Below are 13,497 nucleotides of genomic sequence, written 5' to 3' on the forward strand. Positions count from 1 at the left end.
ATAAAAGAAAAGCCACCGAATCGGTGGCTTTTTTGCATCGTACAAAATAGGCAAAATTGTGATGCTTTATTTATTCAACTTCTTTGTCTTTACCTAGTGACAGCAGCCAAAGTGACACAACTGCGACACCGGCAAAGCCACCGAGTATTATGACTGGCATTGCGCTGTAGCCAAGGATATGCCAGATAACGGATTCTAATGTACTCATTGTCTGTTCTCCTTATTGCCAGCCTTCAACGCCGTGCATGTCTGGTAGTTTATGCGCGATACCTTTGTGACAGTCTACACATGTTTTCTCACCAGATGCTAGCGCTGTAGAGTGTTGCTTAGAGCTACGTGTGCTTTGCTCTGAGAAGTCCATAAACTCAAACTCATGACAGTTACGACATTCTAAGGAATCGTTGTTCTTCAAACGAGCCCATTCTCGCTCGGCCAAGTGAGCGCGACGCTCTTGGAATTTCTCCGGAGTGTCGATTGTCTTCGTTATAAAGTGTGCAAATAGCTCTTTTGATGCTTGTACCTTACGAACAATTTTGTCTGTCCACTCATGTGGTACGTGACAGTCAGAACAGATAGCACGAACACCTGAACGGTTAGAGTAGTGGATGGTCTCTTGGATTTCAGCAACAATAGGTGCGTGACAACCAGAACAGAATTCTTCTGTGTTAGTTGCTTCCATACCCGTGTTGAATGCCCCCCAGAATAGAAGACCACCAGCGAAACCCATAAATAAAACTACACCTACGGCAGCTTTACTTGGGCTTGTTAGCCTTTTCCAAAACGCTTTCAATAATTTCATAGATCGCCTCTTATTTACTCGCTAGTCACTTATTTAAGTGAATCTACACTCTTGAATTCATTTTCAACAAGCGGTTGAGCATTAGCTTGAGGAACGTGACATTGTAGACAGAAGTAACGGCGCGGCGACATATCAGCTAGTACGGCGTCTTCGCGGTTTACGTAGTGGGTAACGCTGATCTTAGTTGCACCCATTTCTTTCGCGTTTTTCCAGCTATGACAAGCTAGACATTTGTTCGCGTTTAGAGATACCTCGTAGCCACGGATGTTGTGTGGAATAAGAGGTGGCTGGTAAACGTAGCTGCTATCTAGTGCTTGTTCACGTGGGAACTTTTTAAAATCATCAGCTGGACGAGTGGTTTCAAGCTCACTTGCACCACGCAGTGATTCAAGCCCACCGATACCACCAGGGTTGTCCAATTCAGCTTGGGCTACACCTGTTAGTAGAACACCAACTGACAAAAGCGCTGTAATCAGTTTTTTCATGTTAAATTCTCCGCCTTATGGCTAATTCTTTGATTTGGCAGCCTGAAAAACAGGCTGCCAGCTTGATTCCGTAAGTAATTAAGAAACTTTAGTGATCTTCACCGGACACTTCTTGAAGTCTGTCTGTTTAGACAGAGGATCGGTATCTAAGATCAGTTTGTTAATCAGGATTCGTGCATCAAAGAATGGTACGAATACCAACCCTTGAGGTGGACGGTTTCGACCGCGTGTTTCAACACGTACGCGAACTTCACCACGCTTGTTCTCTATAAGAACTTCGTCACCACGGCGTAGGCCTTTCGCTTTCGCATCAGCAGGGTGGATGTAACACAATGCATCAGGAACCGCTTTGTACAGTTCTGGCACACGGCGAGTCATAGTACCTGTATGCCAGTGCTCCAGAACACGGCCGGTACATAGCCACATGTCAAACTCTTCATCCGGAGACTCTGGTGGCGCTTCATATGGAGCAGAAATAATGAATGCTTTGCCGTCTGGTTTACCGTAGAAATCCCAGCCTGAGCCTTTCTTAGCATATGGATCAGAACCTTCTTTGTAGCGCCAAAGTGTTTCTTTACCATCAACAACAGGCCAGCGTAGACCGCGTACTTGGTGGTATACATCATAAGGTGCCAAATCGTGTGCTTTACCACGTCCGAAGGTCGCGTATTCTTCGAATAGACCTTTTTGTACATAGTAGCCAAAGTGGTGAGCATCATCGTTAAGCTCACGAGCTTCTTCGATAGGGAACTTATCAACCTGACCGTTTTTGAACAGCATGTCATACATAGTTTTACCGCGGTACTGAGGTGCTTTTGCTAGCATCTCTTCAGTCCAAACTTCTTCCATCTTGAAGCGCTTAGAGAACTCCATGATTTGCCATAAGTCTGACTTCGCTTCACCAACGGTGCCAACTTGTTGGTACCAAGCTTGAGTACGACGTTCTGCGTTACCGTAAGCACCTTCTTTTTCAATCCACATTGCAGTTGGAAGAACAAGGTCAGCAGCTTGCGCTGTTGCTGTTGGGTATGGGTCAGAACAAACGATGAAGTTTTCAGGGTTACGATAACCTGGCAGACGCTCTTCGTTAATGTTTGGACCAGCTTGCATGTTGTTGTTACACATTACCCAATAAGCGTTTAGCTTACCGTCTTTTAGCATGCGGTCTTGAAGTACAGCGTGGTAACCTGGTTTCGGTGGGATAACGCCATCTGGAATGTTCCAAATTTTCTCTGCTACTTTACGGTGTTTAGGGTTTGCAACAACCATATCTGCAGGCAGACGGTGAGCAAACGTACCAACTTCACGTGCTGTACCACATGCTGAAGGTTGACCGGTTAGTGAGAATGGGCTGTTACCCGGAGTAGAAATCTTACCAGTTAGAAGGTGTAGGTTGTAAATCAGGCTGTTAACCCAAACACCACGAGTGTGCTGGTTAGTACCCATAGTCCATAGTGACATTACCTTAGTGTTAGGATCTGCGTACTGCTTAGCTAACTCTAAAAGTTTATCTTCAGAAACACCTGAAAGCTCAGATGTCATCTTAGCGTCGTATGGTGCAACTGATTTTTTGTATTCTTCAAATGAAATGCTGCTCATGTCACCCGAGTTAGGGTTTTTCGCTTTCATCTGAATAGGATTGTCATCACGCAGGCCGTAACCGATATCGGTTGTTGCTTGCTTGAATGTCGTGTGCTTGTTCACGAAGTCCCAGTTTACCGCATCATTTTGGATGATGTAGTTTGCGATGTAGTTCGCAATCGCTAGGTCTGTTTGTGGTTCGAAGATGTAACCTTCGTCCGCCAATTCGAAAGAACGATGATAGAACGTAGACAGTACGTTTACTTTAACATGAGGGTGGCTTAGACGACGGTCAGTGATGCGAGTCCATAATACTGGGTGCATTTCTGCCATGTTTGAACCCCATAGCACGAATGAATCAGCGTGCTCGAAGTCATCGTAACAGCCCATTGGTTCATCAATACCAAACGAACGCATAAAACCAACTACCGCTGATGCCATACAGTGGCGAGCGTTAGGGTCAATGTTGTTTGAGCGCAGACCGGCTTTCATCATTTTAGCGGCTGCGTAGCCTTCCATAACGGTCCATTGACCTGAACCGAACATACCTACGCCAGAAGGACCTTGCTTTTTAAGTGCTTCTTTCCACTTTTCAGCCATGGTGTCGAATGCTACGTCCCAAGATACAGGAGTGAAGTCGCCGTTTTTGTCGTACTTGCCATCTTTCATACGAAGCATTGGCGTTTCAAGACGGTCTTTACCGTACATGATTTTCGACAAGAAGTAGCCCTTGATACAGTTTAGGCCTTTGTTCACTGGCGCTTCTGGATCACCTTGAGTTGCTACTACTTTACCGTTTTGAGTACCAACTAATACTGAACAGCCAGTACCACAAAAACGACAAGGTGCTTTGTCCCACGTGATTTTTGTTTGGTCGGAGCTAGCAATCAGATTGGTTGCAGATGCTGGCAGTGTAACGCCCGCGACTGCAGCTGCTGATGCTGCTGCGTTTGCTTTCACAAACGCACGTCTTGTCATTTTCATACTTCACCCTCAATTTGGGAATGGTTAGTTCCAGTGTCTATATCCGTATCGTCTAAGTCAGTTTCGATTTGGTGGTAAACCAATACTGTGCTCAGAACATTTGGAAGATTGTTGATAGCATCGATGGTATCCGTTACAAAACCTTGGTTTTCTGTCTCAAGAACAACCACGATCTTGCCTTCAGGGCTATCACCGTAAATCTCAGTACAATCGAATGTTTCTATTTGAGTTTTGATTTCAGTTAAGTGCTCTGGCGAAACATGCACCACTAAACTCGAAATGTGCACTTCATTTAGTGCCATAGTTATCTCTCGTTATTATTAAAATTGCTCACATCGATGGATGAAGTAGGGCAGACTGCTACACAGGCGCCACAACCATTACACTCATCTAGATTTATATGGGGTTGGGCAACTTTACCCACCTCCAACTTAAACTGTATTGCCATTGAATCGCACATATCACCACAGCTACGGCATTCAATATTCTGCTGTGATAAGCACTTGTTATTAATAGTAGCTACTGATTGCCAAGGTGCCGTATCTTCTTGTTTAAAAAGTGACTCCGGGCATGCAATCGCACATTGGTAACAAAATGTACACTCACCAATTGAAAAATCGATGGTAGGAAAGCCGCCATCGCCATTAACAATTATGTTGGTTTCGCAATTCTCAACGCACTTGCCACAGCGAGTGCAATCGTTAGTAAAGTGGCTTGGGTCTTTAACCCAGGGTAGGCAGAGCTGGTCGCTGTTAACAACTTTTCTTTTAAACAGGCGTCTTCTTGAAAGGTCTACCACTACTTCACCTAACTATTGAGAATTACTACTTAAGAGTAGCTTATTATTATTAATAATCTTTCATTTATGCTTACATAAATTTTAGTTTTTGACACATTTCAATAAATACCCCCAAGGGGGTAATGAGGGGGTATTTTTGTTTTAGATCAATAAATTCCGTCGAGAGTGATCACATATTGATATAGTTGACAGATAATGGACTCGCTCACGAAGAAAATAAGTTAACAATAATCACTGGGAGAGAGTTTTGTTGAAGAGTGTTAAACGGTCGGTAACACGCACCATCGCGAAAGCAATGTCTTTGATTGTACTGCTGTCGATCGCTACTACTAGCTTTGCAATCATTACCTTAGCATCGAGCCTTAACGATGCCGAAGCAGTGAATATTGCTGGTTCAATGCGAATGCAGAGCTATCGCCTCGCACATGACATTCAGATTAGCTCTGTTGATTATTCGGAGCACATCGAGCTATTTGAGCGTTCTATTTATTCTCCGTCGATGAAAGCGTTGCAGAACTGGACGGTTCCTGACGACATCACTAACGATTACTATCTTCTCATCATACGATGGCATGAACTCAAAGACGTGTTACAGAGCCCCAACAACGACCACTATCTAGAGTTGGTTGCTGGGTTTGTTTCCCAAATTGATGCGTTTGTATACAAGCTACAGGAGTTCTCCGAACTTAAACTGATTAAATTAGCTTGGGTTGGTGGCATTGGTCTAGGTGCGATTTTGCTATTGGCTGTTTACGTTGTCCACTTTGTGCGAAGAGAAGTGGTCAAGCCGCTCCAAGCGTTGGTGATTGCCAGTGAACAGATTACCTCTCGTTCATTTGATGTTGAGCTCGATACCAGCAGTAACAGCGAAATGGGTATTTTAGCGCGTACTTTTAATCATATGGCGTCTGATCTCGGCAAACTATATCGTGGGCTAGAAAAAGCGGTCAACGAGAAAACGCATAAACTTCAGCATGCGAATCACTCATTAGAAGTGCTGTATAAATCGTCTCAAGAGCTTACCGCGGCGAGAATTACCCAAGACAATTTTGAGGCGATATTGAAGCAGGTTGTCAGCTTAGAAGGCGTGATAGCAGCTAAGCTTGAAATTGATGAATTCGGTGAACCAAACTCGATGCTAGTTTGGGGCGAACCCAAAGGTGACGAGTTTACATCGCGAGCCCTGACGCTCGACAATCAACATTTGGGATACCTGCATCTGCAGTGTGGGCTGCCGTGTCCGGATCAAGCGCTTCTCGATAACTTTGTGCACATTCTGTCGCGTGCAATCTACTATAACCAAGCACAGCGTCAGGCAGAGCAGTTAATTCTAATGGAAGAGCGTGCGACGATAGCGCGTGAACTGCATGATTCGCTTGCTCAGTCTCTTTCTTATTTGAAGATTCAAGTATCGCTGCTTAAGAAAGCGATGAAGAAGCTGCCTGAAAGTGATAACACACCGAAAGCAGAGCGGGTGATTTCTGAAATTGATACCGGGCTGTCCTCGGCTTATACCCAATTACGTGAGTTGCTCACCACTTTCCGATTGGCGATTAAAGAAGGAAGCTTTGGTCAAGCGCTGCATGAAATGTTGGATCAACTGGATGACCAAACTACTGCGGAAATTACACTTAACAATGAATTATCGACCACGGATTTGGACGCGCATCAGCAAGTCCACTTATTGCAACTAATCCGTGAAGCGACAATAAATGCAATTAAACACGCACAAGCAACCAAGATTGAAGTGTCTTGTGCTGAAAGTAACGGCATCGTCACAGTACAAATTTCTGATGATGGAATTGGATTTGAGCGATCTGGCGAGAAGATTAATCACTACGGAATGAGTATAATGCAGGAGAGAGCCGCTAGGCTGAAAGGAGAGCTGCGTATTGATTCTTCTCACGACGAAGGCTGTAAAGTTACGTTAGAATACCGACGAGATTAATAAAGGGCGTAAATTTTGACAGAATGTAAAGTAATGCTTGTGGATGATCATCCTCTGATGAGAAGAGGGATCAGCCAATTACTCGACTTTGAAGATGAATTTGAAGTTATAGCTGAAGCAAGTAATGGTGCAGATGCGATTGCAAAGGCTCACGAAGTAGAGCCAGATCTAATACTGCTTGATTTGAACATGAAGGGTATGTCTGGTCTGGATACATTGAAAGCGTTGCGCGCAGACGGCGCGACAGCTGCAATCGTGATTCTTACCGTTTCGGACAACAGCGCCGATATTGAAGCAATCGTGCGCGCTGGTGCGGATGGTTACCTTCTGAAAGATACCGAGCCAGACGAGTTGGTTGAGCTGTTAAAGCAAGCAACCACTGGTGCAAAAGCGTATAGCCAGGAAGTAGCGAAGTACTTAACTGAACGTCAAGATCATGAAGATGTATTCGAAACACTGACGGAACGTGAAACCCAGATCCTTCAAGAAGTAGCAAAAGGCTTCAGGAATAAACAAATCGCAGACCGTTTATTTATCTCTGAATCCACAGTGAAAGTGCACATGAAGAGTTTACTTAAAAAGCTTCAAGTCCCTTCAAGAACCGCTGCGACAGTTTTATATCTTGAAAGGTATGGCGACATTAAATAAACCGCTATTTATGAACACAGGTATTGGCATATAAAAAAGCTCCTTAAAAAGGAGCTTTTTCTTTTACTTGTATGCAGTTCTAGCTTGGCATCAAACTAGGCAGCCATTGGGACAAGTACCAGTGTACCAAGGATAACAGTCGCCAATCCGCAAATAACAGGCACCGAAGTTCGTTTAACCACTTCAAATGGGCTGATCTTAGCCATACCAGAGGTTGCTACTATTACACCGGATACTGGAGAAATAGTACGACCTAGATTCGATGCTTGTAGCATAGGAATGATTAAAAACGCTGGATTCAAACCCATCTTAGCGGCAAGAGAAGGTGCAAGCTCCACAAAAGCATAGAATGGTGCGTTACCCGAACCAGTAGCAATTGCAGCGGCAACGGTAAGACCAGTCAAAATAAGCATTAGTGCAATACCACCTGCGCCTGCTGTTTCGGCAAGGTGAAGTAAGTTATCAATCGCTCCAACGGACATCAAACCTTGGGCAAATACACCAGCCGCTACTAACAGCATAACAACGCCTTTAAATGCGTCAGCCATTCCTTGGTAACATGCTTCGAGATCTTCGATGGTTTTCTGTCCATCAAATCGCTTAGTAATGAAATCTACCAGTGCACCAATGAAGATTGAAAGTACCACAATGGTATAAATGTCTAGATAAAGGCCTTCAATCGTTTCACCATTGAATACAAACACGCCGATGATAGGTAAGAAAGGCAGGATTGCGTAGTAAGCCGGCGCGTTAACTTCAATCTCTGAAACATCGACGCGTTCCATAGGTGAATTGTCTTTCTTATCTAGATACTTGTTCCAGAAAAATGCTGCGGCAGCCATGACAATGATAGCGCTAATCGAAACAGGTAGAACCGTTTCGACCGCAAAAACATGCAGCGCTAAACCAGATTTCTCCGCTGCAATTACAACATCACCTGAGGTAGGTGAAAGGATAATGGCTGCTGGTGAGGCACATACTGCGACTGCTGCCGGACGCGAAATACCCATCGCTGTCATCATAGGGAATAGGGTTGCCATTAGTAGCACGCCAAGGCCAGTTGCAGAGCTGACAGCTAATGACATCAAGCACGCAACAATATAAGCCGCAACCAGTAACACATATGGAGATTTGATAACCGACAACGGCTTAGAAAACTGTTTTACAACAACGTTATTCGCGCCGATGTGAGTCATGTAAGAGGCAAAACCACACAACAACATGATTTGCATACCCAAGCCACCGCCACGGTATTGCAGCATGTATTTCACGTATTCCAGCGAATCGGTGAGCATATTGCCAGTAGATGCAACATTGTCTGGTAGAACGGTGTGCCCAATCAGTCCGGTTATGATAAGTAACAATACACCTGCGGTCAGTAGGACCCCGGCAGGCTTATAGCCTTTGACGATAAAATAGCCCACTGAAATAGTGACCACTAAGCCAATTAAGAGCTCTAACATAGAAATCTCCGTGAAATTATAAAAGTTATAAAGAAACTGTTTCAAACTATGTCAATGAATGTACATAAATCTATTTTGTAGCACGAGCCATAATCGAATGAGTCATGATCTAAAACAATAAATTACTTATATGTAAAATATTGGTTATAAATTATGTAAATAAGGGTGTGTTTAGATGTTGATTTTGATTATGTGGAATTAAACGGGTAAGAATATTGGTAAGAGTTAGAAAGAATTGCAGGCGAAATAATGCAAGATTGAAAGTTATGGGAGTTTGAGGAGATATTAGAGCAAAGTGGTTACCCAGTGCACTTTAATGTCGGTGTGATTGGTGACGGCATGGCAAGATAATAGCCCTGATACATATCAATATTGAGGGATTTCATTGCATGGAATTGTTCTTCGGTTTCAATGCCTTCGACGACAACCTTTGCGTTAATGTCATTGGCGATTTTTACGCCATTGAGTAATGGGGAGGTATCACCGGAAACGTATTTAACAAGTAAAGAACGGTCGATCTTTATAATATTAGGTTGTAGAAGTTTAACCCTTTGTTCCGTAGAGGCACTCACACCAAAATCATCAATAGCAATCTGATACCCCGCGTCGGACAGTTTTTGAATGGCGGTTTTGAATTGAAACGTATTGTTTTCTTCTATTTCTAATAGTTCCATGACTAACTGAGAACGATCTATCTGAAGCTCTTTGAGCCTTGAAGAAAGCAAGCACGTTTCCACGTCACTCAACGCAAAAGATTCTCCTGCAGCAGGGAGAATATTAAGAAATAGTGATGTGTTAGCAAAACTAGAAATGGCGAAGTTGCGGATATGAATGACGCGGCTCAAACGTTCGACGTTGATTTTATCGTCCAGCGGAGTGAGTGATGAATGAAAAAACTGGTCGGGGCGAATGGACGTTTTGCTTCGGTTATTAAATATGCGTATTAATGCTTCAACGCCGACTACATCGTTGAACTTATTATAGATTGGCTGAAAAACACTACTTAACAATAGGTCTTTAAATTGAGCAACGAACTCGCCATTTTCGCTAGTTGAAAGGCACTGCTGAAACTGATTTTTTGTCGATAGGATCATACTGCTTCAAATATCCTGATTAAAAACACATCTAACATTTCGTCACTCAAGTTAATGCATTTAAAAACGATTAAATCACGCTATCGCATTGGCTTGGCAGAACAGGGTAAATTATACATCGTAAAAATTTCTAGCAATATTTATCGAATGTAATTGCTAAATTGATTTTTGTGAAACAAGGCTTCATCACCGGCCAAAATTAAAACACATTTAACTACCTAAACTATGCATTGTCCGATTTATGATTTGTTGATCTGATACATGAAGACCTAAAAATTGTACTGTGTGTATTGTCAGTAATCGACGTAACTCACAGAACAGGCTTTATCGCTCATCAAAGTAGTCTTTATTTCGAATGTATTTGCTCATCAAATGATAGGAAAAAGGGCGGATAACCCATGAAAAGAGTGAGCGAAATAGCCTAATGTAGGTTGGAGTATTCTCGTGAATTTTTCCATTATAGAGCCAGAGTTGCTTCCCACAGTGGCAATACAAAAATGGGAGAGGGGGAAGAAAGGTAACAATATCAAGATCGCAGCATATTAAGTAAGTACGGTTCTTAATTGCGTAGTGATGTTTAAATGAATGCCCACCAAGTGCAGGCTGGCCAAACGTTACGACCCGCTTAATACTCTTCGGATTCCGGTATTCTATTGCATCTGCCAGTACGCACCCAATGGCACCTCCTGATGAGTGTCCTGTGAATGTGATTCGCTTGCCGTGAGATATCAAGGGTTCAATCACTTTGATAACACGCTCGAATACAGTCAGTCCGAGCTTGTCCGAGTTGTAATGCGGTAAGCTTTCTTGAGCAAGCAAATAGTGGAAGCCAAAATGAATAGAGTAGTTCAGACCAAATGGCTTACAACTTCGTTTCCACATGGCTAAATTCAGTAGCCAATCCCAAATGTTATGAGACCCTTTGATAACCACAATGACTTCATCGTTGTGCTCATTCCATAGAATACGAATAAAAGTCTGTCCAAGACGATTACGAATGATTCGCTGACCGGTAGGTGAAAAGCCGTAGCGCGTTTGTTTTAAGGTGCGTTGATAAGCCAAATTACACAGAACCGCATACTTTTCATATTGGTAGCGTTTAAGAGTCTTCAAATCGATTCAAGCATATTGAGGCATGGTAATAACCAGCATGCCTCCAATGCATGACCGAAGTATGACAGTCAATAGTGTGGCTGGCGAAGAATTAGTTCCATTGAATGACAGCGTAGAGCTGAATGTACTTTCGGACTAGCTGTTGGTTGGTAGAGCGCTTGAGTGGGTGAGAAAACTTGATAAAGTAAGGGCTCAAAGAATACTGTTCCTCGAGAAGTTGACTCAGCTGAGATTCACTCTCATACAGATTGATGCCTTGCGCACTGTACTCATCGATTTCGTCTGGCAGTTGCCCTGTCCACCAGTGAAGCAGTTCTCGACTCTGTTTGCTGCGGCTTATCCAATGGTCGGTGAGAAGTAGCAGTAGATCATTAGGCTGAATCGCATACCCATATTCCGATTTCCACTGGCCAATGTCTTTCATCAACTTGTGTCGACAGGTTTTACCGGCGCTAATCATGTGGGATGTTAACACCCACACCGTTCCGACGTCAGAACTCACACGATAGTGATGGGGGAAGTCAGTTTGCTTGGTGGACTCCAGTGAGTTGTAATCGCAGGTGTGACCAAATTCATTCAGTGTTCTAGCTAGCCTTCTTGCAAAAGCGAGTCCGAGGTGGTGCTCACTCATACCTTGGTTGTGAATCGTCGGATAGTGCTTTTCACATAGCTTCATACAATCAGCTTGAAACTCATTCACACTTTGAATTAGAACATCCAATAACAACTGTTTCTCTCCATATAATTGAGCGCTCTGCTCAATAAGACTTACAGATTAGCACGTTTCTATTTTTTACAAATTGGCAAACGCTAACTTCATGATCTTTCGCACCAAATCAATACCGGTATAAACAACTGGGTTATCAAGGAGGGCTATAAAGAAATTGAATGGCTCTGGTTCAATTTTCCGAATGAACTCAGGAAGGATTCCCGCTTAAGTGTATATAATAGTATGCATCTATTTCCCTAATAAGTAACAAAATATGTCAGAAATTGAATTCTCTCGTCAACAAAAACAAGCCATTGTGGACGAACTGCAAAAGTACTTCGAAAACGAACTGGATGCCGAACTAGGCCAGTTTGATGGCGAGTTTTTGCTTGATTTTATTTGCAAGGAGATAGGTCCAGCCTTTTACAATAAAGGCGTTGCCGATGCTCAATTAGTTATAGAAAAGAAAATGTTAGATGTGTCTGATGAGCTATATGACATTGCCAAAGAGAGCAAATACTGAAGCAAAATCGACTTTCGAATTTGCGTTGTTCAAGTTTTTCGAATGACTTAATCAATAACCATGGATTTTATCTGTGTAAAGATTAGTAAATACTGTGTTACGTGAATGCAACAGAGGATAACCTCTATGAGAGCTATTCGCATTCCTTAGATAATAATTTGGGTCAGATACGAACATGAATAATGAAGTAAAAAACTACAATTTGCTGGTCAGGCTCATTCACTGGGTTTCAGCTTTGGTCGTGATTGGTATGTTCGCGGTTGGATTATGGATGGTTGATTTGTCCTACTACAGTGAATGGTATCGAACCGCACCGCACTGGCATAAGTCTGTTGGCATTATTTTGGTTGCAGTGACCGTGTTTCGATTTGTATGGAAAACTGTTACGCCGTCACCAAAGGTTGAAGGTAAGTCTTACGAAATCGCAGCAGCGAAACTGACTCACCTCGCAATGTATGTATTACTCATTCTCCTTCTAGTATCAGGTTATCTGATTTCTACTGAAGATGGCCGAGGAATTGAAGTGTTTAACTGGTTCACCGTCCCCGGTCTTGGTGCTCTATTTGAAGGGCAAGCAGATCTCGCGGGTGAACTCCACTTTTACTTCGCTTGGGCACTAATTTTACTCGCTGCGGTACATGCACTTGCAGCAGTCAAACACCACGTAATTGATAAAGACAATACACTACGTAAGATGATAGGAACTTCAAAATGAAAAAATCGTTATTTGCTACAGGATTAGCCTTCGCTATGGCACTGCCTTTTACCGCAAACGCAGCAGACTATGTGATTGATACGAAGGGTGCGCACGCTTCTATTAACTTTAAAGTGAGTCACTTGGGTTACAGCTTTATCAAAGGCCGCTTTAACACATTTGATGGTGAGTTCTCTTACGACCCAGCTAACGTTGCCGACTCAAGTGTTACCGTTAATGTTGATACACGAAGCCTAGACTCAAACCACGCAGAACGTGATAAGCATATTCGTAGCTCTGACTTTATCGATGCATCGAAATTCTCTACAGCAACATTTACCAGTACTAAAGTGGTTGATAAAGGTGACGGTCAGCTAGATGTAATGGGGGATTTAACTCTGCATGGTCAAACTAAGCCAATCACAATTGCCGCTGAGTTTATCGGTGCAGGCCAAGACCCGTGGGGTGGTGAGCGTGCAGGTTTTATCGGTACAACTCGTCTAGAGCTTAAAGACTTCGATATTCAAGTTATGGGCTCATCAAGCTATGTAGATATGGAACTTCATGTAGAAGGCATCAAGAAGTAATATATAGACTGCCGAGCAAAGCTCAATAACGAGCTATAAATCGATTAAAAAACCCAACGAATAACGTTGG

General features: G+C 43.1%; 15 protein-coding genes. 5 read left to right on the forward strand and 10 right to left on the reverse strand.

The window, feature by feature from the left end:
* Window positions 1–70: 70 nt before the first annotated feature.
* The 6 genes from J4N42_RS17680 to napF form a co-directional block, all read right to left on the reverse strand.
* Window positions 71–208, reverse strand: a complete 138-nt coding sequence (locus J4N42_RS17680; RefSeq protein WP_252033921.1) for a TIGR02808 family protein — start codon at window positions 206–208, stop codon at window positions 71–73.
* Between the two features lie 12 nt (window positions 209–220).
* Complete coding sequence (locus J4N42_RS17685; RefSeq protein ID WP_252033922.1) at window positions 221–799, reverse strand: NapC/NirT family cytochrome c; 579 nt, start codon at window positions 797–799, stop codon at window positions 221–223.
* A gap of 29 nt (window positions 800–828) precedes the next feature.
* Complete coding sequence (locus J4N42_RS17690; protein ID WP_252033923.1) at window positions 829–1,284, reverse strand: nitrate reductase cytochrome c-type subunit; 456 nt, start codon at window positions 1,282–1,284, stop codon at window positions 829–831.
* A gap of 78 nt (window positions 1,285–1,362) precedes the next feature.
* Complete coding sequence (gene napA / locus J4N42_RS17695; RefSeq protein ID WP_252033924.1) at window positions 1,363–3,849, reverse strand: periplasmic nitrate reductase subunit alpha; 2,487 nt, start codon at window positions 3,847–3,849, stop codon at window positions 1,363–1,365.
* On the reverse strand, window positions 3,846–4,151 hold the full coding sequence (locus J4N42_RS17700; RefSeq protein WP_252033925.1) for a chaperone NapD: 306 nt from the start codon (window positions 4,149–4,151) through the stop codon (window positions 3,846–3,848). The genes napA and J4N42_RS17700 overlap by 4 nt, the downstream gene beginning before the upstream one ends.
* A gap of 2 nt (window positions 4,152–4,153) precedes the next feature.
* Window positions 4,154–4,648 (reverse strand): ferredoxin-type protein NapF, encoded by a 495-nt coding sequence (gene napF, locus J4N42_RS17705; RefSeq protein ID WP_252033927.1) that lies wholly within the window; start codon window positions 4,646–4,648, stop codon window positions 4,154–4,156.
* A 247-nt stretch (window positions 4,649–4,895) separates the two neighbouring features.
* Here napF and narQ point away from each other — a divergent pair, with 247 nt between their 5' ends.
* Window positions 4,896–6,596: a nitrate/nitrite two-component system sensor histidine kinase NarQ gene (narQ, locus tag J4N42_RS17710; RefSeq protein ID WP_252033929.1), complete on the forward strand. Its 1,701-nt coding sequence runs from the start codon at window positions 4,896–4,898 to the stop codon at window positions 6,594–6,596.
* A 15-nt stretch (window positions 6,597–6,611) separates the two neighbouring features.
* Window positions 6,612–7,244, forward strand: a complete 633-nt coding sequence (locus J4N42_RS17715) for a response regulator (protein WP_252033932.1) — start codon at window positions 6,612–6,614, stop codon at window positions 7,242–7,244.
* Window positions 7,245–7,339: 95 nt separating this feature from the next.
* Here the strand turns inward: J4N42_RS17715 and dcuC are convergent, their stop codons facing one another.
* The 4 genes from dcuC to J4N42_RS17735 form a co-directional block, all read right to left on the reverse strand.
* The gene (dcuC, locus tag J4N42_RS17720; protein WP_252033934.1) at window positions 7,340–8,707 is read right to left on the reverse strand and encodes an anaerobic C4-dicarboxylate transporter DcuC; all 1,368 of its coding nucleotides are present in this window, start codon (window positions 8,705–8,707) and stop codon (window positions 7,340–7,342) included.
* Window positions 8,708–9,006: 299 nt separating this feature from the next.
* Window positions 9,007–9,801, reverse strand: a complete 795-nt coding sequence (locus J4N42_RS17725; protein WP_252033936.1) for an EAL domain-containing protein — start codon at window positions 9,799–9,801, stop codon at window positions 9,007–9,009.
* A gap of 324 nt (window positions 9,802–10,125) precedes the next feature.
* Entirely contained in the window at window positions 10,126–10,914 is a 789-nt protein-coding gene (locus J4N42_RS17730) for a lipase family protein (RefSeq protein WP_252033938.1), read from the reverse strand.
* A gap of 91 nt (window positions 10,915–11,005) precedes the next feature.
* Window positions 11,006–11,641 (reverse strand): hypothetical protein, encoded by a 636-nt coding sequence (locus J4N42_RS17735; RefSeq protein WP_252033940.1) that lies wholly within the window; start codon window positions 11,639–11,641, stop codon window positions 11,006–11,008.
* Between the two features lie 256 nt (window positions 11,642–11,897).
* Between J4N42_RS17735 and J4N42_RS17740 the strand changes: the two genes are divergently transcribed.
* The 3 genes from J4N42_RS17740 to J4N42_RS17750 all read left to right on the forward strand — a co-directional run bounded on the left by J4N42_RS17740 (window position 11,898) and on the right by J4N42_RS17750 (window position 13,427).
* The gene (locus J4N42_RS17740; protein WP_252033942.1) at window positions 11,898–12,146 is read left to right on the forward strand and encodes a DUF2164 domain-containing protein; all 249 of its coding nucleotides are present in this window, start codon (window positions 11,898–11,900) and stop codon (window positions 12,144–12,146) included.
* Window positions 12,147–12,321: 175 nt separating this feature from the next.
* Entirely contained in the window at window positions 12,322–12,861 is a 540-nt protein-coding gene (locus tag J4N42_RS17745; protein WP_252033944.1) for a cytochrome b, read from the forward strand.
* Window positions 12,858–13,427 carry a YceI family protein gene (locus J4N42_RS17750; protein WP_252033945.1) on the forward strand — a complete coding sequence of 190 codons (570 nt, stop codon included), beginning with the start codon at window positions 12,858–12,860 and terminating at the stop codon, window positions 13,425–13,427. The genes J4N42_RS17745 and J4N42_RS17750 overlap by 4 nt, the downstream gene beginning before the upstream one ends.
* The last annotated feature ends 70 nt before the right edge of the window (window positions 13,428–13,497 follow it).

Origin of the sequence: Vibrio sp. SCSIO 43135, from assembly GCF_023716665.1 — a bacterium.
In the GTDB taxonomy this organism is placed as follows: Bacteria; Pseudomonadota; Gammaproteobacteria; order Enterobacterales; family Vibrionaceae; genus Vibrio; species Vibrio paucivorans.

Coding starts and splice junctions, on each gene's coding strand:
- J4N42_RS17690 (WP_252033923.1), bottom strand. CDS start 1,284: ATGAAAAAACTGATTACAGCGCTTTTGTCAGTTGGTGTTCTACTAACA.
- dcuC (WP_252033934.1), bottom strand. CDS start 8,707: ATGTTAGAGCTCTTAATTGGCTTAGTGGTCACTATTTCAGTGGGCTAT.
- J4N42_RS17685 (WP_252033922.1), bottom strand. CDS start 799: ATGAAATTATTGAAAGCGTTTTGGAAAAGGCTAACAAGCCCAAGTAAA.
- napA (WP_252033924.1), bottom strand. CDS start 3,849: ATGAAAATGACAAGACGTGCGTTTGTGAAAGCAAACGCAGCAGCATCA.
- J4N42_RS17750 (WP_252033945.1), top strand. CDS start 12,858: ATGAAAAAATCGTTATTTGCTACAGGATTAGCCTTCGCTATGGCACTG.
- J4N42_RS17740 (WP_252033942.1), top strand. CDS start 11,898: ATGTCAGAAATTGAATTCTCTCGTCAACAAAAACAAGCCATTGTGGAC.
- J4N42_RS17700 (WP_252033925.1), bottom strand. CDS start 4,151: ATGGCACTAAATGAAGTGCACATTTCGAGTTTAGTGGTGCATGTTTCG.
- J4N42_RS17745 (WP_252033944.1), top strand. CDS start 12,322: ATGAATAATGAAGTAAAAAACTACAATTTGCTGGTCAGGCTCATTCAC.
- J4N42_RS17725 (WP_252033936.1), bottom strand. CDS start 9,801: ATGATCCTATCGACAAAAAATCAGTTTCAGCAGTGCCTTTCAACTAGC.
- J4N42_RS17680 (WP_252033921.1), bottom strand. CDS start 208: ATGAGTACATTAGAATCCGTTATCTGGCATATCCTTGGCTACAGCGCA.